This is a genomic window from Natrinema sp. SYSU A 869 (genome assembly GCF_019879105.1).
In the GTDB taxonomy this organism is placed as follows: Archaea; Halobacteriota; Halobacteria; order Halobacteriales; family Natrialbaceae; genus Natrinema.
In genome coordinates this window covers 495,168-517,300 of sequence record NZ_CP082247.1, presented here as the reverse complement: position 1 = coordinate 517,300, position 22,133 = coordinate 495,168, and the positions used below count along the sequence as shown (strand labels likewise).

The window sequence follows — 22,133 nt, the reverse complement described above, 5'->3', positions numbered from 1 at the left end:
AGCGGGCGGACTGCCGGGCTAAAATGCATGTGCCCTCGGCGCCAGCACCAAGCTCGCTTTCGGTTGCGTCTCCCTCGCTCCAGACGTCGCTCGCTCGACGGACGCGAAACCGGCTTGTGTGCTGGCCGCTCGCTCCGGGCGGACGGCGCGCGGTGCTGGATGATTGCCAGTCTCAGGCGCGCTCTCGCTCGCGCCCAGATGGGCGCTCGCGAAGGCGCGAGCGAGAGCGCGCAGATGGGTCTGTCGGTCGTTATCGTCGGAAAACCGCGATGTAAGGGCATCGCGGTGGCAGGCGCTGAGCGCCTTCGGAGTGTACTGACTCCAATGTCAAGTAACAACTCGAGTAGCAAGGTCGTTACGGTGGATGAACAGGCGTTCGAACAGGCAGGCGATCAGACGGTCGATGAAGATAGCGTCCCGGTTGTCGACGAGACGCCGGTATTCGAGGCGACGGTCAAACAGGAGATACAGGCGAAGGTGGATGCGAACCATCCAGACGGAATTGCAGAGACAAACACCAAGCGAATTCACGGTGTGACCCTCGAGCAGGAAGAACGCATCAGGGCGCGAGAGAAAGAACTCGAGCGGATCAGTTCCCAGGCCGAGCTAGGAACACAAGAGGGACGTGAAAGCGGACGCGAGAGATTGCCGCGAAGCGGAGCATAGAGCGGCGTGTAGAGTTTCAGAAACGGGCTGCGAGCGTGAACCCAAGGGCTGACCCGGAGCGGGCGGATCCCCGTGAAGAACTCACTCAGGAGCAGTTGGCGGCAGTGAACAAGCAATCGATGCGGTTGGCCGAGAAGTTGGATGGCTGGTCTCGAGCGGCGATCGGCCGACGGCTGGGTGAAGCCGTCGTCGGTGGGAAAGACCTGCCGAGTGCGGTCGTCAGCGTGTTCGAGGAGTTGCAGACAGCGCCCGGGCAGGTGATTCCCATCGGGAAACTCGAGGAGGTCGATCGGAACGAGGTGAGCATCGACGGGCGTGTCGAAACGCTGTGGGATCCATCGCATCCAAGCATCACGCAGGTCGGTCTTATCGCAGACGAGAGTGGGCAGACTCGCGTGACGATCTGGGAGAAGTCGGAGGCACCGTGGATCGAGGAAGGTGAGCAAGTGCGCATTCACAAGGCGGCCCGGAACTGGTACGAGGGACGTGTCTCACTAGCCGTGACCGGGTGGAGCACGATCCACTTCCCCAATCGCGGTCGGTGGTGGGAAGCGTAGTTGGGTACTGCGATCTTCTTTTTGCTTCCTGCCAGTCCACCCCAGACCACCTCCTTCCCACCCTCCGCTCCGTGCTCGCTTGGGTAGACTCACTACGTTCGTCTTCCCAGCTCTCGCTCGCTCCGCTCACGAGAACATCGCTGTGCGCAGCCACAACCTCAGAGAGGTCAGCCAAATACTATCTGTGAGATGATTCCGCACCTTGCGGTGTAGAACCCTGGAAATGGCGGAGAAATAGTAGTGGACTCGCCGGGATTTGCCGTTACAGCCCGCTTCGAGTCCGCTCGCGGCCAGTACATGACCTCGTGGAACCTCGCTATGCTCGGTTCCAGCGAGGCAACCGCGGGGCCTCTCAAACGTCCCTCATGCAAGAAGGTACTCACCTCCCCTGAGGCGGACAGGAGTACGCAAGTATGTCCACAAGCATCACACCAGAAGAAGCACTCGAACAGTACCTACAATCACGCCATGACGCAACTGCCAGCACTATCCAGAATCATCGCTATCGGCTAATTACTTCATTCAATGGTTCGACGAGGAAGCTAACACAGGTGGCCTCTCCGACCTTGACGGTATGCATTGTGAGCAATTCAAAAACTGGCGGATGGAGAACTTCGACCTGAATCTGGTTACGCTCCAATACCATATTCAGACCCTCCGTGTGTTCATCCGCTGGTGTGAGAATGTCGGAGCAGTCGATGAAGGCGTCTCGGAGAAAATTATCGTCCCAGAGGTGTCCGATTCAGAGAAAGCGCGCGACGTTCATATCTCGCACGAGAGGGCGATGCAGATTATTGACTACCTCTGTCGATACGAGTGGGCTTCAACCGCTCATATCGTCTTCCATACCCTCTATCACACAGGAATGCGCCGTTCATCACTTCACTCGCTCGACGTAGGCGACTGGCACTCTGACGAGCAGTACCTCGCCGTCCGCCATCGGCCAGAGCAAGGGACTGCATTGAAACTCAAATCAGAAGGTGACCGAAACGTCAGTGTCACTGATTCACGGCTGGCCGAAGCTCTCAACGATTGGGTGAAACGACAACGCCCAGACGTGACTGATGATAACGGTAGAGACCCACTCCTGGCCTCGAAGCAAGGGCGGCTCCACTACAAGACTATCTCTAAATCTGCTACAAGGTTACTCGACCTTGTTACTTCGCTGGAGACTGCCCCCACGACAGAGACATAGACGAGTGTGAGGGGACCTCGTATCGAGGATATTCGAAATGCTCTGATTCAGTGAGTAGTCATCCAATTCGACGAAGTGCCATCACTCATCATCTCGACTCGGACGTACCGAAGGCTATCGTCTCTGAACGGATGAACGTCTCCGAGAAGGTGCTTGACCAGCACTACGACGCTCGAGACAAAGAGCAGAAAAGAAAGAATCGACGAAACTATTTAGATAAGATTTAGCCACACACCTAACCGGTGAAAAACCAAATTTCTATCCATTTTTGGTTACAAACCACCAGAACACGTGCCTATTACGGGGAAGGAGATGTAGTAATTACGTATATTTGTCACTTTCTCATAATCGCTAAGTTCCCCTCCGTGAACATCATAAGCATGGTTGTATATTGAACCAACTAATTCGGAAGCTAACTCAAAGTGTAAGTCTATTCGCCTCTCAACATTTATCTTATCACGGCACTGTCTAGTTTAGCACCTCCGCTGGCGTCTGTCCGTTGAGTGACTGGTGGGGTCGCTGTGTGTTGTAGTAGTGTGCGAACTGTTCAAGCCACTCTCTGACGCTCACCCGACTGCCGACCCACGAGTTATGGAAGCGGTCGATCCGCATTTTGAGAGTATGAAACCACTTTTCGATGTGGTTTCGATCAACGTAGTCAAGGTGACCGCTCAATCCTAACGGGAGAGGGCAGTCAGATAGCCAGCACCATCGACGAGAAACTTAGCGTCGGAGAGATCGTGTTTCTCGGCGAGTCCATGCAGAAACGCAGCAGCTGGATCGGTTCCTCGCCGTCCAAAGAGTGCAACGTCGAGAATGAGTTTCGTATCGAGGTCTATTGCAGCGTATATCCAAGATCGGTTGCCGTTGATCCTGACAGCGGTTTCATCAACCGCGACCCGCGACGGCTTCGCCGTCGGCGGGTCCGGTACGCTGTCAGCCAGCCGATGTACCCAGTGCCAGATTGCTTGATGAGAGCGTTCAACGCCGAGTGAGCGAAGAATTGTTTGTGTCTCTCGAAGCGAACAACCAGTCGCATGGAGCTGGACGGCGAACGCCCTGACGGGCGTCGCCGTCCGCTCTCGGTCCCAAGCGTCATCAAATTCCGCCGCGTAGCACTCGCTGAGCAGGTCTGCGAGCATTGTCCCAAACAAACTCTACGACCTGCTCGCTTCTCAAACTGGCCTAACTAGACACTGCCGCAACAACCTCTGAGTAGAAATCCTAACAGTTACTATAGTTGTCTACAGATATTAATGTGCCGTTCTGACTGGGCTTGGACGGTCTCGTCAGGTTCGATGTGATACCTGTAGTGATGCAGCCATCAAACAGTACTGATTTGTGCCAGCAGTGAGCGGCGAAATCACGGTTACTATTGCCGGTTGTTTTGATCAAACTGAAGAGGAGAACGGTGAGTTCAACACGAAATCCCTTACTATCCGGGGCGGCTACTTCGACCAGTATCACTTGCTACTCCCATAGATATGGACCTATTCACATCCCTAGGCGTCGACGTGCTGTTATTTCTCGCAATCGGTGTCCTCGCCGGTGCACACTGTATCGGAATGTGTGGTCCGCTCGTCACCGTTTACGCGAGTCAGATGGATAGCGCCACATCAAATAGCAGTCGTGAAAGTCATCTTACAACCTACGAGGTGCGCCAGCATGCACTGTTCAACATCGGACGAACGGCGAGTTATACGCTTCTCGGTGCGGTGTTCGGTGCACTAGGCAGTACGTTGTTTGTGACGACTGCCTCGCTTTCATCTGTCGTCAAGTTCGTCCGTGGTGGAATCGGTCTCATTATCGGTGGCCTCGTCATGGTCGTCGGGGTATATTACTTACTGGGGCGAACAACTGGTGGTATTCACTTACCAGGCCTTGAGCGGATATCTGGCTGGCTTGCGGCACGCGTTGATCGTCTTGCGAACGGCCTTGGTATCGTCGGACTTGGTGCGGTTCACGGACTGTTACCATGCCCGATCCTCTACCCAGCATTTCTGTATGCGTTTGCGATCGGCTCACCTGCCGGTGGGGCAGTAGCTCTTGGCGCACTTGGACTCGGTACAATTCCTGCTGTCTTCGCGTATGGAACCGTCATCGACGCTATCGATGTGGTTCATCGACAACGAGTGCATCGATTGCTTGGGGTTGCGTTCGTCGCCCTCGGCTACATCCTGCTTGCACATGGATTGATGAGCTTAGGGATTCACCTACCTCACCCTAGATTACCGTTCTATGATGGAATCGAAGTGGCAAATCATACCAACTAGTAACACAATGAATAATAATAGCACGACTGAAACCGGTTGTACGCTCTGTAATCTTCCCGTAGAGGGAAGTGATATCGTCGACGATGGGAACCCGTTTTGCTGTATCGGTTGTCGCGATGTCTATAATGCGCTCGGCGATGTCGACGATATCGAGGCAGAAGATGTCCGCCGTTCTCGAGACGAATCAGAGTCTAATCGGGAGATTCCACCTGATCATGAAGCAACGTTTCTGGAAGTCGATGGAATGCACTGTGCAACCTGTGAGGCATTCATTGAATCCTCTGCAACTGCAGTTGAGGGTGTCAGTGACGCGAACTCGAGCTATGTGACGGACACGGTTCAGATCGATCACGATCCAGATCGTGTCTCAGAGGCTGATCTTCGAGACACGATCAGTGGTCTCGGATACAGTGCTTACTCACGTGATGATGCGTTTAGCCGTCGGAGAGCAAACAATTGGGAGATGGGCCGAGTCGCAGTCGGTGTTCTCATGGGGATGTCCGTGATGCTGCAGTATATAGTCATCATCTATCCAACATATTTTGGCGGACTATTTTACGGTGAGCGGGTCACAGAGTTCTTCGAAGCCACACTTGCGAGCCCCCTTGCCACGCCTTTCTACGTTGTCATCGCAGCGCTCACGACAATCATCCTGGCCGTGACTGGAAAGCCGATCCTCCAGGGAGCGTACGTCAGTATTCGGACACGGTCTCCGAATATGGATCTACTCGTCGCGATTGCAGCCGTGAGTGCGTACCTCTACAGTACGCTTTCGATCGTACTGGGGGGCGCGCATATCTACTACGATGTGACTGTTGCTATTATTGTCATCGTCACGGTCGGAAACTATTATGAATCGTCGATCAAGCAACAAGCGACCGATCGTCTCTCCGATTTGACGGCTATTCAGGTCGATGAGGCCCGCCGCGTTGGCGGAAATGGTGAGTACGAAGATATCGCAGTCGATGAGCTCGAGGTCGATGATCACGTACTAGTACGGTCTGGAGAGCGAATCCCCATCGATGGTAAGGTAGTCGATGGCGACGCAGCCGTCGACGAAGCAGTTGTCACTGGTGAGTCTCTTCCTGTACGGAAACGTATCGGGGATACCGTAGTTGGCGGCTCGATGGTAACCAATGGTGCGGTGACCATCCACGTCGGAGAAGATGCTACGAACAGTCTTGATCGGATTGCTGAACTTGTCTGGGACCTCCAGAGTGGCTCTCACGGTATTCAGAAGCTCGCAGACAAATTAGCGACGATCTTCGTGCCGGTTGTTCTCGTCCTCGCAGTTATCGTCACTGGCGTGTATCTCCTGCTCGGTAGCGGGGCCTCCGCCCTTCTCGTCGGTCTCACAGTGCTGATCGTTTCCTGTCCATGTGCGCTCGGACTGGCGACACCGCTTGCAGTCGCTGCGGGGATCCGCGACGCATTGGAACGCTCGATTGTCATCTTTGACGATACTGTGTTTGAGCGAATCCGTGATGCGGACACCGTTGTTTTCGACAAGACAGGTACATTGACAACGGGCGAGATGACCGTCATCGACACCAATCTAGAGGCAGCCCTACTTGAGAAGGCGGCGCTCCTTGAGGAGCGGTCATCACATCCGGTTGGGCAAGCAATTGCCGCCGAACGGCCGGTGACTGACGGTGGTACAGCTGAATCCGCCTCGGACACCAGTTCGATAGATGATCGCGTCGAATCTTTCAATAGTCATCGAACCGGTGTTACGGGTATCGTAGACGGTAACAAAATCATCGTCGGCCATCCAGATCTGTTCCGTCACCATGGATGGGAGGTTCCTGCGGCAGTCGCCAAGCGTATTGACGACAGCCGCGAAACGGGTCGGGTTCCAGTCGCTGTCGGACGCGATGGAACCATCGAGGGTGTTGTCGTCGTTGGTGACGAACTACGAGTGAACTGGGATGAGACATTGACCGCGATTTCGGATAACGAACGGGATGTCATCGTCCTCACCGGAGACGATGCTCGAGCGGCGGAGAGTTTTCGTGAGCATCGTGCTGTTGACGAAGTGTTTGCGGGTGTTCCTCCTGAAGGAAAAGTGGCGACTGTCGAACAATTCAACGAGACTGGGCGAACAGTGATGATCGGTGATGGTACCAATGACGCGCCGGCGTTAGCCGCAGCTGATCTCGGTATCTCGCTCGGTGGCGGTACCGCGATGGCCGCTGATGCCGCGGACATTGCTCTCGTCGACGACGATCTCTCGTCTGTCGAAACCATCTTCGATCTCGCTCAGGCGACAAATCGACGCGTGAAAGGAAATATCGGGTGGGCGTTTTGCTACAACGCCATTGCAATTCCGCTGGCTGTGCTAGGCCTTCTAAATCCGCTTTTTGCCGCACTTGCGATGGGTACAAGTAGCTTACTGGTCGTTACGAATTCAACCCGAGCATTGCTACCAGAGGACGAATGAGGTCTCCACCCTCTTCGTGAGAGTTACCGGCAATGGTATACACGTTCTTGTTCCAAATCGAGCGGCTCGTACGCTCGAAAGCCATCGGTATAGACAGCCATTGACTCCTGCTAGCCGACCGCCAGCAGGAGTCGAATCGTTGATTCGTCTGCGGCTTTCGCCGGAATTACCTCGCGCACAGAGATACCTACAAACTCACGACACCTGAAACGTGGCAATCAACGCTAGTGAAGGCGTATTCGTATCCACTGTCTTCGACACGATCGGATCGAAGCACTGAATTAGGTGGCGATGCCGACCGAAGCAATAAATTGAACTAAACACTGATTACGAAACCTATCGCTCCGTAAACGCACTTGCAACTAACAGTGGGAATACGAGCGTTGCTTCGGCTTCGACTTGCGTGTAATTCGTTTTCTCGTCTTTGATCTTCCCCCACGACACAGCCTCGTTCGGCGGCGCTCCCGAGAGAGACCCGTCCCCTTCCATCCCCGTCGAAATGTAGACGACGTAGTCTGCACCGCCGCGGAACAGATTCGTCATGATCGCGTGGTGTTTTGGTACACCACCACCGACGGCTATCAATCCCGTCGTATCCGCGAGCAACCCGTCCTCGATGAGCGAGTCGTAGTCATCTAGAATCTCGATTCCGACCTCCGAGTCGTATCCTTGCCGATAATAATAGAGGAAGTTCCCGACTTCGGCGTCTGTCAGCGCAGGGCAATAGACGGGGACGTCGTTATCCGCGGCCTGTTTCAAGACAGAATCCTCGTCGTCGAGCGTCTCCCTAGTTCTCGTGCGAACGCCGTCGGCGTGCGCACTTTTTTGGCCGCAAAAAAGTCGTCGAAGAAGTCGTAGAGGTACTCCTCGAGCCATACGTACCGATCGGACGGAACGAAGATATTCCCAAGACGGTTAATGCCGCGGTCGCGAAGCGCCGCCTCGTCAGCATCCCACCAGCCCATCTTGAACGGCTTTGCCGTCTTGATAACGTCCTCCGTCAGCGACCCGGACGTAGTGATGAGTACGTCGACGTATCCTTCGCGTACCAAATACGCAACCACTTCACGCAATCCCGAGGAGATGATGTTTGAGGTGAACGTAAGATAGATCGTCGCCTCCTCTTCTTGCATTCGTTCGGCAATATCGACGGCCTCGGCGAGTTGTGTCGCCTGAAATCCCGTCGTCTCGTAGGACGCGATCAGGTCATCAAAGTCGAACTCCTCGCGGAAATCGTATCCACGGACGTTCGCTGTCGTTAGTTCTTCATCACTATCTGGAACGACATGTTCATGCGAGTCATCTTCCTCCATACGTTCCCGTAACGCGACGACTGGTTTGAATGTCTCGAGATGGATCGCTGTATACTCGGTAGTCTGTATCTCTGAACAAATTGATTCGCATCTGGTTTCGTAGAGTTCCCGTCCCTCCTAATATGTGTCTCGTCGAACAGCCCCTCTCACAGAGATCTGCGTTCGCTTGAGGTCACCGGTTGACGATTCCTATTCATTGATTCCCTTCTCAGCATCAACGGACGACCTCGAGCTGACTGCACAGGACGAACAGAGCGCCTCAGCCCAAATACTCATCAATTGGTGTCTGTGCATCTACGCTTCTCTCGCTGGGGTCTCTGGAGAGCGTCTACAGATGAATAAGGCGAGTGCCTCGGGGCTTGACCCGAGGCTGTTCACCAGCGACGACTAACTGGTATTCCCTATGCGTGGGAAGCCTCGCCGTTTACTGCGAGGAGGATGTTACCCAATAGTGCCTCTCGTGATCAGTAGAAGGATAAATCCAATTACAAATACCAGCGTTAGCCATATGAAGAAGATCATCGTAGCTTGACGGCCAGTGATCTGGTCACCGCTAAGGACCTCGTCGAGCTCCATACCTCGTAGTACCAATCAGATAGAGATAAATCGTTTGGTCTACCACAATCTCACCTATCTATCACGACTCATCTGATTTCATCTCTCGTTTAGCCGGTCGTCCGAATCGGACTCGATTTCGGAGAGGAGCCATTCACGACGTTCGTCCTCATTCTGGCCATAGTCACCTATTCACATTTGGATTATGACTCTTGTGGTGGGTCGTACTCAAGAGGGTAAATCCCAGAATCGACAGTCCGTTATAATAGTCCATCTATATCGGACAATCTCATCGTACTCCCGACCAAAGATGTGACTCAATCACGGTCGCTCGCTCCGGTGAACTCGTGACGCCTCACGAAACGACAGGACTGAGACGGGAAATCACGTCATTCTGTTCGTTGAGACAGATTTACTCGAGGAAGTCATCGAGTGATCTAGCGTGAAATCAGCACGACTTATAGGCCGTAACCGCCAGTATGTACATATGGCAGATCTCAATCCGATCGCAAAACGAATACACCAGCTCAGTCCCGATCCCGTCGAATTGACGCTCGACAATGGAACGACGGCCATATTTCATATTTCCGGGGCCGAGTTCTTTCAGCAGGAATTTCAGGCGGAGGGTGTCTGTGAGGACGATGAAGCGGACTATCGATTTATCACGAGCACGGATAACGGATCAGTTCTGGTCGGACGTAAGGACGGAAGTGAATCAGAGTGGACGATGATTGGGAGGGTAACCGAAGTCACCAGAGATGGATCGTAACCACCTGTTCGCTGGGAATTAGACTGTACATCCATTCGCTACGTATCGCTGCTTGCACTCTGTGGGAACATTCCGTTAGAGTCGATCCTTCGCTGACAGTTGTCGGCAGTACGGTTGATGACGGGCAACAATTCCCCGGAGACGTAACGTCTACGTCCAGTGGTATATACTAGTCCAGATCCTTCGAACAATGTCGGCATCGCATCGTACTGCTTCGCAACTTCGTGTGTAGAATTACATTCATACAGATGTAATAAGTCGTCATAATTCCCCCAGATCTACGATGAAACAATAGACATATATAATAACACAGTATACTCGGACATTTACTAGGGTTCGTGAGAGATCCGGTTACTTAGCGATAATCATCCAAATACGAGTCGTTGATCTCGGTCTCGAGATCGTTAACGTATTCCATCAGAATCTCCGGCAGTTCGGTGGTGTATCGTTCGTCCGTGAATCGATACTTCGGACCGATGATGGCGATTGCACCGAGAACGCTCCCATCGGGGCCTGTCACGCGCCGCCCGACTTCTCTGAGACCGTCGACGTACTCTTCGTCGGCGAATGCAATGCCTCGATCGCGAATCTGCTCGAGTTCTCGGAAGAAATCGTTCTGATCCGTGATAGTGTGTGCTGTCTGTCTTGGGAGTCCCCAGTCGTCCAGTACTGCTTCAACGCGCTCGTCTGATAATTCGGCGAGAATCGCTTTGCCGGTTGCAACGCTGTGGAGATAATAGTAGATCCCAGCAGAGTTAGGCGTGGTAGATATATGTTGCTCCTTGGACGGAAAGTGGCTGTCCGGGTGGAAGGATTCGTGGACAAGAATGCCGCGATTATCGTTCTCAACGACGAATTCGACCTCTTCGTCGATTCGGTCAGAAATTTCTGTTACAGTCTGCTTGGCCAACGTGTATGCCTTCTTGCGTGAGCGTGCATACTCGCCGTGATTTAAGAACCGTAATCCGATGTGATATACCGCGCCCTCCTTTGTGAGATACCCTTTTTCGAGAAGGGTCTGGAGATGGAGGTGGATGGTACTTCTCGCGATCTCTAACTCCTCGGTCAGTTCATCGAGCGTTGCGCCACCCACTCTCTGAATCGTGTCGATTACGCCCAGTGACCGTTCTGTGGTTTTCGCTGTCTGTTTAGTCATATCTCTCTGTACCGACTGGCACAATATAATGGTTCGCCTGACTCGGACTATTAAGGCTCTAAGCAGCTCCCCCCTCGAAGATTCTCCACAGAGAACGTTAGCGAAGGTGCTCTCGCAGGATTCGATACCGATACGATCCGTTGTATCCTCGCGACCACTTTTCCAAGTACGGCCGACTTTTACAGAATAATCCGAACAACTCCAGGGAAAACCGGCCATCGATTTCGTCTTCGACAGCCTCGTACAGCACTCGTGATTTTATGTACGGACCTTTCGTCGGATGATCCAGACATTCCCGTTTTAGATACTCTCGTACAACGTCGTCGGTTTCTACGATATCGAACGTCTGTAACTGAGAGGGGATTTCGGTCATGGTGATCGAGGTGTCTCTATCGACTACCGAGGCGTGTATAGAATTTGTTTCGGATAGACCATAATAATGTTGATATGGTCATACCGACTTCGGATCAATACACATTTTGTCCCACGCTTCAGGAACGGACTCGTTGTGATAAGCCGCTTTCGGCGACGTACCTTCGTCGGACTCCGATTCTGTAGAAATCTGCTGGCCGAACCGCTCAACATCGACTCAAGGACGCGAAAACATCCTATTAGTCAGTGAACGAGGCGTCTGGGGTAAGGTATCGTTCGACTGTTCACTCTCGATTCCAGATCGTCGCGAGTTCACCGAGAATTTCGGGATTCCGAAGGGCGTCGCTGTTCGTAAGCGCCCGATCGTTGACAATACGCTCGAGGAGCCGGTACATCGTCTTCCCAGAATAGGTTTCGGGAAGTTCGGGCGTAAATACGACGCTTGCCGGCCGAGCAAACTCACCGACGTGCTTAGCGACTGCATCTGCGATGGCGTCTCCGACGGCGTTCTGGTCCCGCTGCTCTTGCTCGAGGGTTGCGAAGATGCAGAGCGTTGTCTCACCACCGGTACTCTTGGCGACGACAGCGGCTTCGGTAACGCCGTCTACCGTCGTGATCGCAGCCTCGAGTTCGGCCGTTCCAAGGCGGCGGTTACCGATCGTGATTACATCGTCGTCACGGCCGAGGATCGTCACGTATCCGTCGTCGTCAACGACGGCTCGGTCGCCCGTGAAATATCGCCAGCTATCCGCCCGCGGGTCCGAAAACGCTTGCCAGTACTCCGCGAGAACCCAGTACCGATCACCTTCGAGCGGAGCGAGCATCGACGGCCAGGGGCGGTCAATCGTCAGATAACCGGGTTCGCCGGGCGGTAGTTCGCGGCCGTCTTCGTCGACGACCTGGATTTCGATTCCAGGTAACGGCGGGCCGACCGAACCGGGCTTCGACTTGTCGATTCCGGGACGGACCGAAATGAGGACGCATCCAGTTTCGGTCTGCCACCACGTGTCGACGATCGGGCACCGTTCTTCACCAACATGGGTGTAGTACCACCCCCACGTATCTGGGCCGATCGGCTCACCGACGGTACCGAGCAGTCGCAGCGACGATAGGTCATGGGACGAGGGAAACGACTCGCCCCACTTCATAAACGTCCGAATCACTCCTGGTGTCGTATAGAAAATCTCCACGCCGTTTCGTTCGATCAACTCCCACGGCCGGTGTCGATCCGGATAACGAAGACTTCCCTCCACGAGGACTGCCGTTGCGCCCGAGAGAAGCGGCCCGTAGACGGCGTAGGAGTGGCCGGTGATCCACCCGATATCGGCCGTACACCAGATCGTGGTCCCAGGGGAGAGGTCGAATACTGTCTGAGCCGTCCACGCAACACCCGCGAGGTAGCCCCCGGTCGCGTGAGTCATCCGTTGCTGGTCGCCGGTCGTCCCCGACGTGTGAATGTGAAAGAGGGTATCGGTCGACTTCCGCGACACTGGAGTCACATCTGCGCCGGCGTGCGTCTCGACGAGGTCGTCGTAGTCGTATTGATTCGCACCGAGGTGCGTCCCGTGACTCGCACCGAGTCGATCGACGACGATCGTGGGGAGCAATTCCTCAAGCGATGCTAGCGCCGTATCGGCTTTCCGCTTCTGGTCGATCGCGGTCTCCTCGCGGATGCTGCCGTCGCAGGTAACGAGCGCGGACGAGTCGACGTGTTGCATTCGCTTGACGAGCGCATCGGGAGCAAAACCCGCAAAGACGACGTTGTGGACCGCCCCGATACGAGCGCAGGCGAGCATTGCGATTGGCAACTCGGGGAGCTTCGGCAGGTAGATCGTAACGACGTCATCCGCTTCGACACCGAGCTCGCGGAGCGCGGCTGCGACGGCCGATACCTCGCGGTAGAGGTCGTAGTACGTATAGGTTCGGCGCTCACCTCGTTTCCCCTCCCACCGCAGTGCGACCTGATTCTTCCGCTTCTCGAGGTGGCGATCGATGCAATTTTCCGCGGCGTTCAAGCGTCCGCCGACGAACCATCGGTAAAAGGGCGAATTTTCCACGTCGACGATGCGATCATGGGGCTTGCGCCACTTGAGCAACGATGTGGCGGCCTCCCAGCACGCCGGCCACTCGTGATCGGAAGAATCATCGTCGGCCGACTCCGTCGCAGTACTATCGCGACCGAATGTTTGCGGCGTCCAACGACGAACGGATGAGTTCTCGAGGGAAGGATATGCCGGTCTTTCTTCGGTCATAGAACGTTCCTTCGACACCGATCCTCCTGTAAATTCCGTTTAGTATCATTGACGATGTTACGATTTGAAAAGCGAGAAGGATGGCTTTCACCTAGTCAAACTGCCTACCCTACTTTGCTCACCCTATGCGGGTTGGTGAACCCGTTTACGATCGGCTGGTTCAGCACGAAACGCCTGACGCACAGCAGCGATGGGTTTCGCTGACTGCGGCACCGCTGTTTGACGAAGACGATGAACTCGAACGTATCATTGTTGCCGGCAAGGACATCACGGAGCTGAAAGAAAAAGAACGTCAATTCGAACGTCAGCGCGATGAACTCCGGCATGAATTGGACGAAGTGTACGAGCGAGTCACTGACGCGTTCTTCGCAGCCGATACCGACTTGCGGTTCACCCATCTAAACGACCGCGCCGAAGAACTGCTCGGCACGACGGAGGGAAACGTCTACGGCGAGTATATGCGGGACTCGTTTCCGGAGTTCACCGAACGGTCGTTTAAAGAGCAGTACGAACGAGCAATGATGACCCAGGAACCGGTCTCGTTCGAGGAGTACTCGGACACGGCCGACGCGTGGTTTGAGGTGCGCGCCTATCCATCTGACACCGGGTTGTCCATCTATTTCACCGATATCACCGAGCGTAAGGGACGCGAACGGAAACTCAAGCAGTACGAGCAACTCGTAGAGACGGTCTGGGACGGGTATACGTGCTCGACGAGAACGATCGCTTCGTTCTCGTCAACCAAGCGTTCTGCGACCTTGTCGGGTACGACCGCGACGAACTGCTGGGAAAACATGCGACCCTCATCAACAGCGAGACGGTGAACGAAGCCGCCAACGAACTGGAAACCGAGATCAGTGCTGGCAAGCGTGAGGTCGGTGTCCTCGAGTACGAGTTCGAAACGGCCGATGGAGAAACGCTGCCCGTAGAAACTCGGTTCGGGCCGTACGAGTACGACGGGGGTCGAATTGGCCGTTGCGGAGTAACCCGAGATATCGGTGTCCGGAAGGAGTACGAACGGGAAATCAGAGAATCGAATGAGCGGCTCGAGCAGTTCGCGTACATCGCTTCTCACGATTTACAAGAACCGCTGCGGATGGTGACGAGCTATCTCCAGTTGCTGGAGCGGCGCTATAGCGATACGTTCGACGAGGACGGCGAGGAGTTCCTCGAGTACGCAATCGACGGGGCCCAGCAGATGCGCGAGATGATCGATGGCTTGCTCAAATACTCGCGGGTTTCGACCCGCGGTGATCCGTTCGAACCTGTCGACTTGGACGATGTCCTCGCGGACCTGCAGTTGCAGATCGAAGAGACCAACGCCGAGATCACAGTTGGGGAACTCCCTCGCGTCGAGGGCGACGCGAGCCAGCTCCGACAGGTGTTCCAGAACCTGCTCGACAACGCGATCACGTACAGCGGAGACAAACCGCCGTGGGTCCACATCACCGCCGACCGGCACAGTGAGAAGTGGGTGATCTCGGTCGAGGACGAAGGGATCGGCATTGACCCTGACGACCAAGAGCGGATATTCACGATTTTCGATCGCCTCCACAGCCCCGAGGAGTACGACGGGACCGGCATCGGGCTCGCGCTCTGTCAGCGCATCGTCGAGCGTCACGACGGTGAGATTTCGGTCGACTCCGAGCCCGGCGAAGGTGCGATGTTCTCGTTTACTCTTCCGACGTGACTCAGCAGCCGTGATGTCCTCCCAATCCACTACTCGAACGAGCGATCCCCACTGAGTGTGCGCCTGCAGGTGGGATCGAACCCCCACACTCTCCTCGGGGTCTATCTTGACGAACTTCGATACATTAACCGTCCACGGGGCAGTCGCAGCTCTCGCCAGCAGATAGCGTCTCAAACTTGCTAAGAGGAGGGACCAACACCTTCGGCGAGCAGTTCGTACGACCGAAGCCGGTCTTCGTAGTCTTCGATGAGGTTTTGCACGACGACGTTGTTGAGGCCAACCTGGTCGGTCATCTGTTCTAAGAGATTCCGAGCAGTGGAGGGGCACCCAGAGATCTGCCGGAGCTATTTACGGGCTGCAGTGAGTCTGGCGTCGGATCCGGAACCCTACCGAGTTCGTCAGGGCTACATCCACTGGCGGTGGTGCACCGATCTCGCCACGATTGAGTCGCTGATAATACGCTTCGATCGAAGCGCGAAGCCGTGCTGCTTCCTGATCCGTTTCTCCTAGGACACATTCACACCACGCATCCCTACCGGTTTGTCTGGGCTAGATCGAACGGAGAGGGTTCGAAGTTCTCACGATAGGCTTCGAACGCCTGTGGGGCGACGTTGGGCCGAATGAACCCGGCAAAGCAATACGGAAGTCCTAACCTGCCGGCGATCGCCGCACTGTTCGGACTGGACCCGAGCAACCACGTCTTGGGAGTGGACTCGCCGGAACAGGGCAGATGCAACTGGCTGTACGGATGATCATCGGGGAAGCCATGGTAGAGATGTTTGACAACCTCCTCGATTTTGTCGACGTGAGCGTTTTTCCGCTTCTTTTGATTGTACTGTAATGCTCGGTCATCCGTGGAGGTTGAACTTCTCGTGACTCAATTGCATCAGTTTGCGTGCGGTCAGTTACATGCTTCACAAACTTAATCCCGACGCTCGAACCGTCAAGGAAGCTAAATTCTAGCAGATCCTCCTCAAATCCCGCTACTCTTGTAACCTGATCGATAGCATGCCAGGTTTCCTCGTACGGAAGCTCCTGTTATTTACGACGGGGAGGGTATCATTCTCTGATGGTTCGTTGTTTAATGTATTCACGTGTTTCTCCCTGTAAGACGTACTCCGTCTGTTGAAGATCTTCGATCGACCCTGAACCAGTGACGAACATTGCTGTCTGTAGCTCGGCAATTAAATCCTCGACTCGTTCGATAACGGCGTCCGACCCGGCTGTAGCTGGTTTCAGGAACGGTTTCGCCAACCCGCCGGCGAGTGCACCTAACGCAATCGCTTTTGCCACGTCCAATCCCGTCCGCACGCCGCCACTCGCAATCACGCAGTCGTGTTCGGCTACACACTCGATCGTGCTTGCAGCGGTTGGGATTCCCCATTCTCGGAACAGGGTGCCGATTCGTTGCTGTCGCGGTGCATTCGCGGCAGCAGCACGGTAGGCTTCGATCCCGGACCACGTCGTGCCGCCTTTTCCAGCGACATCGATCGCGCCAACTCCTGCCGCGGACAGCTTTTGGGCAGTCTCCCCGGAAATCCCGTTGCCCGTTTCTTTGACAATGATCGGAACCGAGAGATCCTCAGCTACTTGTTCGATCGCAGCTAAGCAGTTCTGCCCATCAACGTCGCCTTCAGGTTGGACGGCTTCTTGGAGGAAGTTCAAGTGGATTGCAAGCGCGTCTGCCTCAATCATCTCAACGGCGCGCTCGACTATTCCAATGTCGTACTCTCGAAGCTGTGCAGCGCCAAGGTTCCCGTAGATGAACGCATCGGGTGCGGCATCACGGACGACAGTATACGATTCGAGGATGTCGTCATCGTCGAGTTCGAGGCCGGCCCGCTGGCTTCCGACCCCCATAGCGATGCCCGTCTCGCTGGCAGCGCGGGCCAGTGCCCGATTGATTTCCGTGGTGTTCTGATGCCCACCAGTCATGCTCTCGATGAAGATCGGGGCAGATAATTCCTGTCCCAGAAATTCGATGGACGGATCAATAGCGTCGTAATTGAGTTCTGGAAGTGCTTCGTGGACGAGTTGTACGTCTTCGAAGCCCGTTCCTGTGGTTTCAACGTCCCGCTCCCGAACGATCTGGATATGATCGTCTTTTCGGTCTTCAGTCTCCGACGAGTCCTGCTCCGTCATTAGTCGAACTTGCAAAAGGAGAGGCAAAAGGGTACTGTTATTTTGGCTGTGGTGAATCACCAGACGTAGCTTGATTTCACTGTTTCACAGCCTGCTTGATGTTGTGAACCGCACACATCAGGACGAGTTCTCGAAATTCGCCGTACCAGGATCGCGCACGCACGGCGTCGCCGAGCGTGCGCTTGATCGTCGAGAAGACGGTTTCACACATCGCTCGTTGGCGGTAGCGAGGCCCATCGATCCGCGCGTTGTGCGCGTGATCGATGGGCCGGAACTCGCGGTGTTTGATCAGTGGTCTCACGCCGTCTTCGCGGAGTTTTTCGCGTAAGTCCATCCAGTCGTAGCCTTTGTCGGCGGCGAGGCTGGCGAGGTCGCCCGCGTTGCGGCGGGCGACCTGCCAGCCGAGCTGTGTGTCGTGGCGTTTCTCGGTCGTACAGTGAACGTCCAGAATCGCTTGGCTTTCTGTATCGACGAGCGCTGTTGTTTTGAGCGTCTGAACCCGGTAATTCGTTCGGCGGCAGTAGTGTTTGCTCGCGTTTTCGCGGTCGAAAAACGTCGCGTCGATAGCGGCGTGACCACTTGGCTCGTGCAACTGCGCCGAGAGGCGCAGCAGCACTCGCCAGAGTGCTGTCTTGACTCTGTCAAACCACTTTACTATAGTAACCGTTAGAATTTTTCGCCCGTAGATTGTTACTGTAGACAATGGACCATCTCGACGAGATTTCCGTTGAAGAACTCCAAGACGCCCTTGACAAGGTTGAGGGAAACAAGCCGACACAACGGTTGTTAGCGGCGATTGCGTACAAGAACGGCGTGACACAGACCGAACTTGCAGAGTGGCACGACACTGGTCGAAGGACGATCTACAGTTGGCTCATGCGACTCGATACGGACGAACCGCTTGAGCAAGCCGTCTCTGATGCTCACCGATCCGGGAGAAAACGAAAGCTCTCAGAAACACAGCAAGAAGAGTTTGAACAAACCGTTCACGAACCTCCCGAGGAAGTCGGGATCGACGCGCCGGCATGGACGCCGGCGCTCGTCCAGGAGTTTCTTGAAGAAACCTACGGCGTCGAGTACTCCTATCCGAGTTGCCGGCGGTTGCTCAAAGAAGCTGGATTGAGTTACCAAAAACCGCGCCGCACAGCCGCCGAAGCCGAGGAATCCGACACAGAAGAGTTCCGTGACGAACTCAAAAAAAGCGAGCGGAGATGGACGCCACAGTAGTCTGCATCGATCAGACCAAGAAATCCGTCCAGGTTGAGCCGCGTGCCGCGTGGTTTCCGCGCGGCACGCGGCCGAGCGTCGAACTTTCTGGCCAACGCGACTGGACGTGTCTGCTCGGCGCGATCACCGAAGACGGCGAGTGCTTCTTCTCACGATTCACCGAGTACGTCACTGCCGATCACGCGAAACATTTCATTCTCGCGTTATGCAAAGAATTCGAAGAAGATCTAATCATCGTGCTCGATGGAGCGCCGTATTTCCAGGCATCGGCCGTCACGGACCTGGCGGCCCGTGACGACCTCGCCTTCGTCACGTTACCGGCGTACTCTCCTGAACTCAATCCGGTCGAAGAGTGCTGGCGACAGCTCCAAACGGTTGACTCACTTGGCGAGTTAACAACGGCGATCGATACCGCACTTAATCAGCTCTCTGTACCAAAGATGAGCAGTTATTTCTAACTCCTACTATAGTGTCCTCCCATCACCAACTGGTTAAACCATTACTATATTCTCTATTATACTGACACATACGGCAGATTTCCGTCCTAATCCTACGCGATATCGCGGTAGAACGGTGGTTTACCTTCCTAAACACCGGAGTGATTATTGAGAGATATCTCTCCTCATCTGGCACTGTCTAGTTTAGCACCTCCGCTGGCGTCTGTCCGTTAAGTGATTGGTGTGGTCGTTGTGTATTGTAGTAGTGTATAAACTGTTCAATCCATTCTCTGACGCTTGCCCGACTGCCCACCCATGAATTATGGAAGAGGTCAACACGCATTTTGAAGGTGTGAAACCACTTTTCGATCAGGTTTCGATCAACGTAGTTGAGCTGACCGCTCAACCCCAATCGGGAGAGGGGCAATCCGATAGCCAAATTGATCAACGAGAAACTCAGCCTCGGAGAGATCATGTTTCTCGCGGAGTTTCTGCAGAAATGCAGCCGCCGGATCAGTGCCATATCGACTAAACAATGCAACGTCGAGAATCAACGTTGTCTCGATGTCTATTGCAGCATACAGCCAAGACCACTCGCCGTTGATCTTGACAGCGGTTTCGTCAACAGCGACCCGCTTCTACGGATGAGAGGGAAGCAAATTCGGTCGTGGATACGGGTTCCAGCGTTCCGTGTATACTTTTCCAACGAAATTCTGTACTCGAGAACGTATATTCATACTGGTAACGGACGGGTTGCCACCAACGCAGTCGAAACCATTTCGGAGAGATCCAAAACACATTACTCAATTGCGAAATATGTTCTGAGTCGCTTGGGTATGTCAGATAGCCAGGGTCGGTGTTGGGTATCCACCCAACATACTTTTGATGTTGGGGAACATCCCAACAGATGAGGGATGGGTCATGAACTCACCCATCGGTATACCCACGTCGAAGCTGGACTTGTCGAAAATGTCGTCATACGACGCACGACCGATACAAACACCTATCCGTCCGGCTGGAAATACACACTGCACTTGGGAACACTACAAGACCTGACACTCATCCGCTACGACAACGCCCACGAAGATACCAAAGGCCACGAACTCCACACCGCTGCTGGCGATACTGATCTCGAGTTTCCAGGAATGGAGGAACTTCTCGTTGAGTTCTGGGCCAATGCTGACGAATACTGGGACACCACTAGCGGCAATCCACCACGTCCCTATTGAAAACCGCATACACCACACCAACCTATGACCACACTTCACATCACCGTCGGCGATCGAGCGCAGGTTCGTAAGGACACTCTCCAGTTCATCCAAGACGCCGAAGCTGATGAACTAGATAAGAGTGATGAGCAGGCAGTCCTCCAGTTCGGTACCTACGATGATCTCGTTGACAGTCTCACACCACTGCGTCTAACTCTCATCCAAGCAATCGCCAAAGAGCACCCCTCCAGTATGCGTGAAGCTGCACGGCTCGTTGATCGCGATGTTTCTGATGTTCATGCAGACCTAAAGCATCTCGAAGTGCTTGGCATTCTCGAGCTTAAGGAAGGTGGCCCTGGTGGCGCGATACAACCGATTGTCCCATTCGACAAAATCGAGATGCATATCGACTACCCCCTCCTTGACGACGGCGACGCCGATAATACTCCCGCCAGCGCAGATTAGCCAGCCGAATTTCTTGGTCGTGAATCGATATGAAACCATCTCAAGGTCGTTACGGTGGATGAACAGGCAGGCGAGCAGACGGTCGATGAAGATAGCGTCCCGGTCGTCGACGAGACGCCAGAATTCGAGGCGACGGTCAAACAGGAGATATAGGCGAAGGTGGATGCGAATCACCCAGACGGAATTACAGAGACGAGCACCGAGCGGATTCACGGTGTGACCCTCGAGCAGGAAGAGCGTATCAAGGCACGAGAGGAAGAACTCGAGCGGATTAGTTCCCAGGCCAAGCTGGGAACGCAGGAGGGACGCGAGAGATTGCCGCAAGACGGAGCGTAGAGCGGCGTGTGACGTTCCAGAAACGGGCTGCAAGTGTGTGGATCCGATGGTGGACCCGGAACGAGCTGATCCCCGTGCAGAACTCACTCAGGAGGGGTTGGCAGCAGTGAACAAGGAGTCGATGCGGTTGGCCGAGAAGTTGGATAGCTGGTCTCGAGCGGCGATCGGTCGGCGGTTGGGTGAAGCCGTCGCCGGTGGGAAAGACCTAACGAGTGCGGTCGTCAGTGTGTTCGAGGAGTTGCAGACAGCACCCGGGCAGGTGTTCCCATTGGGAAACTCGAGGAGGTCGATCGCAAAGAGGTGAGTATCGAAGGGCGTGTCGAAACACTATGGGATCCCTCGCATCCAAGCATTGCGCAGGTCGGACTCATCGCGGACGACAGTGGACAGACGCGTGTGACGATCTGGGAGAAGTCCGCGGCACCGTGGATCGAAGAAGGTGAGCAAGTGCGCATTCATAAGGCGGCCCGGAACTGGTATGAGGGACGCGTCTCACTGGCCGTGACCGGCTGGAGCACGATTCATTTCCCCAATCGCGATCGCTGGTGGGAAGCGTAGTTGGGTACTGCGGTCTTCTTTTTACTTCCTGCCAGTCCAACCCAGACCACCTCCTCCCCACCCTCCGCTCCGTGCTCGCTTGGGAAGACGAACGTAGTGAGTCTTCTCCGCTCACGAGAACGTCGCTGCGCACGCAGCCACAACCTCAGAGAAGGCAGCCAAATACTGTCCTAGGAGATTATTCCGTACTCTGCGGTGTAGAACCCTTGAAATGGTGGAGAAATGGTAGTAGACTCGCCGAGGCTTGCGCAATACGGTGGCCTGCCGAGGCTAGGGTAAAACGGATACTGTTTCTGCGTGGAGTGGAGTCCATCATTGGACTATATCCCCCTCGATAAATTCGCGGTGGAACTCCATCTTCTCGCGTTCGGTCCGTTCGTCGTAGTGTTTATCGAGGATGTCATCCGAGACATTTGCTCGACTAGAGACGACCTCCTGCGGTGATCCTGAGGAGTTCTTGTCGCAAGTGTCTATGTCGCTCGAAGAACTCCGAGAACCGCCAGAGAACGCATCAAGATCTCA

12 protein-coding genes and 6 pseudogenes are annotated in these 22,133 nt (G+C 54.7%); 11 read left to right on the top strand and 7 right to left on the bottom strand.

Features of this window, described 5'->3' with window-relative positions:
* The first annotated feature begins 324 nt into the window (after positions 1-324).
* A pseudogene (locus K6I40_RS02300) lies at positions 325-1,223 on the top strand (DNA-binding protein).
* 604 nt (positions 1,224-1,827) lie between these two features.
* Positions 1,828-2,418, top strand: a complete 591-nt coding sequence (locus K6I40_RS02295; protein WP_222912694.1) for a tyrosine-type recombinase/integrase — start codon at positions 1,828-1,830, stop codon at positions 2,416-2,418.
* A 468-nt stretch (positions 2,419-2,886) separates the two neighbouring features.
* Here K6I40_RS02295 and K6I40_RS02290 read toward each other — a convergent pair.
* Positions 2,887-3,560, bottom strand: a pseudogene (locus K6I40_RS02290) (IS6 family transposase).
* 342 nt (positions 3,561-3,902) lie between these two features.
* Here K6I40_RS02290 and K6I40_RS02285 point away from each other — a divergent pair.
* Both K6I40_RS02285 and K6I40_RS02280 read left to right on the top strand, forming a co-directional pair.
* Positions 3,903-4,691: a sulfite exporter TauE/SafE family protein gene (locus tag K6I40_RS02285; RefSeq protein WP_222912693.1), complete on the top strand. Its 789-nt coding sequence runs from the start codon at positions 3,903-3,905 to the stop codon at positions 4,689-4,691.
* Positions 4,692-4,698: 7 nt separating this feature from the next.
* Positions 4,699-7,131 (top strand): cation-translocating P-type ATPase, encoded by a 2,433-nt coding sequence (locus K6I40_RS02280; protein WP_222913606.1) that lies wholly within the window; start codon positions 4,699-4,701, stop codon positions 7,129-7,131.
* 336 nt (positions 7,132-7,467) lie between these two features.
* On the opposite strand, the pseudogene K6I40_RS02275 reads toward K6I40_RS02280, so the two are convergent.
* Positions 7,468-8,444 (bottom strand): annotated as a pseudogene (locus K6I40_RS02275) (deoxyhypusine synthase).
* Positions 8,445-9,486: 1,042 nt separating this feature from the next.
* On the opposite strand from K6I40_RS02275, the gene K6I40_RS27715 reads away from it, so the two are divergent.
* Entirely contained in the window at positions 9,487-9,768 is a 282-nt protein-coding gene (locus K6I40_RS27715) for a transcriptional regulator (RefSeq protein WP_255681440.1), read from the top strand.
* Positions 9,769-10,123: 355 nt separating this feature from the next.
* Here the strand turns inward: K6I40_RS27715 and K6I40_RS02270 are convergent, their stop codons facing one another.
* Together K6I40_RS02270 and K6I40_RS02265 are read right to left on the bottom strand one after the other, a co-directional pair.
* Entirely contained in the window at positions 10,124-10,924 is an 801-nt protein-coding gene (locus K6I40_RS02270; RefSeq protein WP_222913604.1) for an IclR family transcriptional regulator, read from the bottom strand.
* Between the two features lie 656 nt (positions 10,925-11,580).
* Positions 11,581-13,548 carry an acetate--CoA ligase gene (locus K6I40_RS02265; RefSeq protein ID WP_222912692.1) on the bottom strand — a complete coding sequence of 656 codons (1,968 nt, stop codon included), beginning with the start codon at positions 13,546-13,548 and terminating at the stop codon, positions 11,581-11,583.
* Positions 13,549-13,673: 125 nt separating this feature from the next.
* On the opposite strand from K6I40_RS02265, the gene K6I40_RS27710 reads away from it, so the two are divergent.
* Together K6I40_RS27710 and K6I40_RS27705 are read left to right on the top strand one after the other, a co-directional pair.
* The gene (locus K6I40_RS27710; RefSeq protein ID WP_255681335.1) at positions 13,674-14,372 is read left to right on the top strand and encodes a PAS domain-containing protein; all 699 of its coding nucleotides are present in this window, start codon (positions 13,674-13,676) and stop codon (positions 14,370-14,372) included.
* Positions 14,255-15,238 carry an ATP-binding protein gene (locus K6I40_RS27705; protein WP_255681334.1) on the top strand — a complete coding sequence of 328 codons (984 nt, stop codon included), beginning with the start codon at positions 14,255-14,257 and terminating at the stop codon, positions 15,236-15,238. The genes K6I40_RS27710 and K6I40_RS27705 overlap by 118 nt, the downstream gene beginning before the upstream one ends.
* A gap of 1,059 nt (positions 15,239-16,297) precedes the next feature.
* Here K6I40_RS27705 and fni read toward each other — a convergent pair.
* A complete protein-coding gene (fni, locus tag K6I40_RS02255) occupies positions 16,298-17,380 on the bottom strand; it encodes a type 2 isopentenyl-diphosphate Delta-isomerase (RefSeq protein WP_222912691.1) in 1,083 nt (360 codons plus the stop codon).
* A 76-nt stretch (positions 17,381-17,456) separates the two neighbouring features.
* Positions 17,457-18,041, bottom strand: a pseudogene (locus K6I40_RS02250) (IS5 family transposase); the annotation flags it as partial.
* A 41-nt stretch (positions 18,042-18,082) separates the two neighbouring features.
* Here K6I40_RS02250 and K6I40_RS02245 point away from each other — a divergent pair.
* A protein-coding gene (locus tag K6I40_RS02245) for an IS630 family transposase (protein WP_222912690.1) occupies positions 18,083-19,065 on the top strand; the annotation gives its coding sequence in 2 pieces (ribosomal slippage) (positions 18,083-18,575 and positions 18,575-19,065; 984 coding nt in all).
* Positions 19,066-19,243: 178 nt separating this feature from the next.
* On the opposite strand, the pseudogene K6I40_RS02240 reads toward K6I40_RS02245, so the two are convergent.
* Positions 19,244-19,679: pseudogene (locus K6I40_RS02240) on the bottom strand (IS6 family transposase); the annotation flags it as partial.
* A gap of 279 nt (positions 19,680-19,958) precedes the next feature.
* Here K6I40_RS02240 and K6I40_RS02235 point away from each other — a divergent pair.
* From K6I40_RS02235 to K6I40_RS02225, 3 genes and pseudogenes are all read left to right on the top strand, one after another.
* Entirely contained in the window at positions 19,959-20,273 is a 315-nt protein-coding gene (locus K6I40_RS02235) for a DUF6516 family protein (RefSeq protein WP_222912689.1), read from the top strand.
* A gap of 24 nt (positions 20,274-20,297) precedes the next feature.
* Entirely contained in the window at positions 20,298-20,717 is a 420-nt protein-coding gene (locus tag K6I40_RS02230) for a transcriptional regulator (RefSeq protein WP_222912688.1), read from the top strand.
* A 54-nt stretch (positions 20,718-20,771) separates the two neighbouring features.
* Positions 20,772-21,611 (top strand): annotated as a pseudogene (locus tag K6I40_RS02225) (DNA-binding protein).
* Positions 21,612-22,133 lie beyond the last annotated feature (522 nt).

Coding starts and splice junctions, on each gene's coding strand:
- K6I40_RS02295 (WP_222912694.1), top strand. CDS start 1,828: ATGGAGAACTTCGACCTGAATCTGGTTACGCTCCAATACCATATTCAG.
- K6I40_RS02285 (WP_222912693.1), top strand. CDS start 3,903: ATGGACCTATTCACATCCCTAGGCGTCGACGTGCTGTTATTTCTCGCA.
- K6I40_RS02280 (WP_222913606.1), top strand. CDS start 4,699: ATGAATAATAATAGCACGACTGAAACCGGTTGTACGCTCTGTAATCTT.
- K6I40_RS27715 (WP_255681440.1), top strand. CDS start 9,487: ATGGCAGATCTCAATCCGATCGCAAAACGAATACACCAGCTCAGTCCC.
- K6I40_RS02270 (WP_222913604.1), bottom strand. CDS start 10,924: ATGACTAAACAGACAGCGAAAACCACAGAACGGTCACTGGGCGTAATC.
- K6I40_RS02265 (WP_222912692.1), bottom strand. CDS start 13,548: ATGACCGAAGAAAGACCGGCATATCCTTCCCTCGAGAACTCATCCGTT.
- K6I40_RS27710 (WP_255681335.1), top strand. CDS start 13,674: ATGCGGGTTGGTGAACCCGTTTACGATCGGCTGGTTCAGCACGAAACG.
- fni (WP_222912691.1), bottom strand. CDS start 17,380: ATGACGGAGCAGGACTCGTCGGAGACTGAAGACCGAAAAGACGATCAT.
- K6I40_RS02235 (WP_222912689.1), top strand. CDS start 19,959: ATGGGTCATGAACTCACCCATCGGTATACCCACGTCGAAGCTGGACTT.
- K6I40_RS02230 (WP_222912688.1), top strand. CDS start 20,298: ATGACCACACTTCACATCACCGTCGGCGATCGAGCGCAGGTTCGTAAG.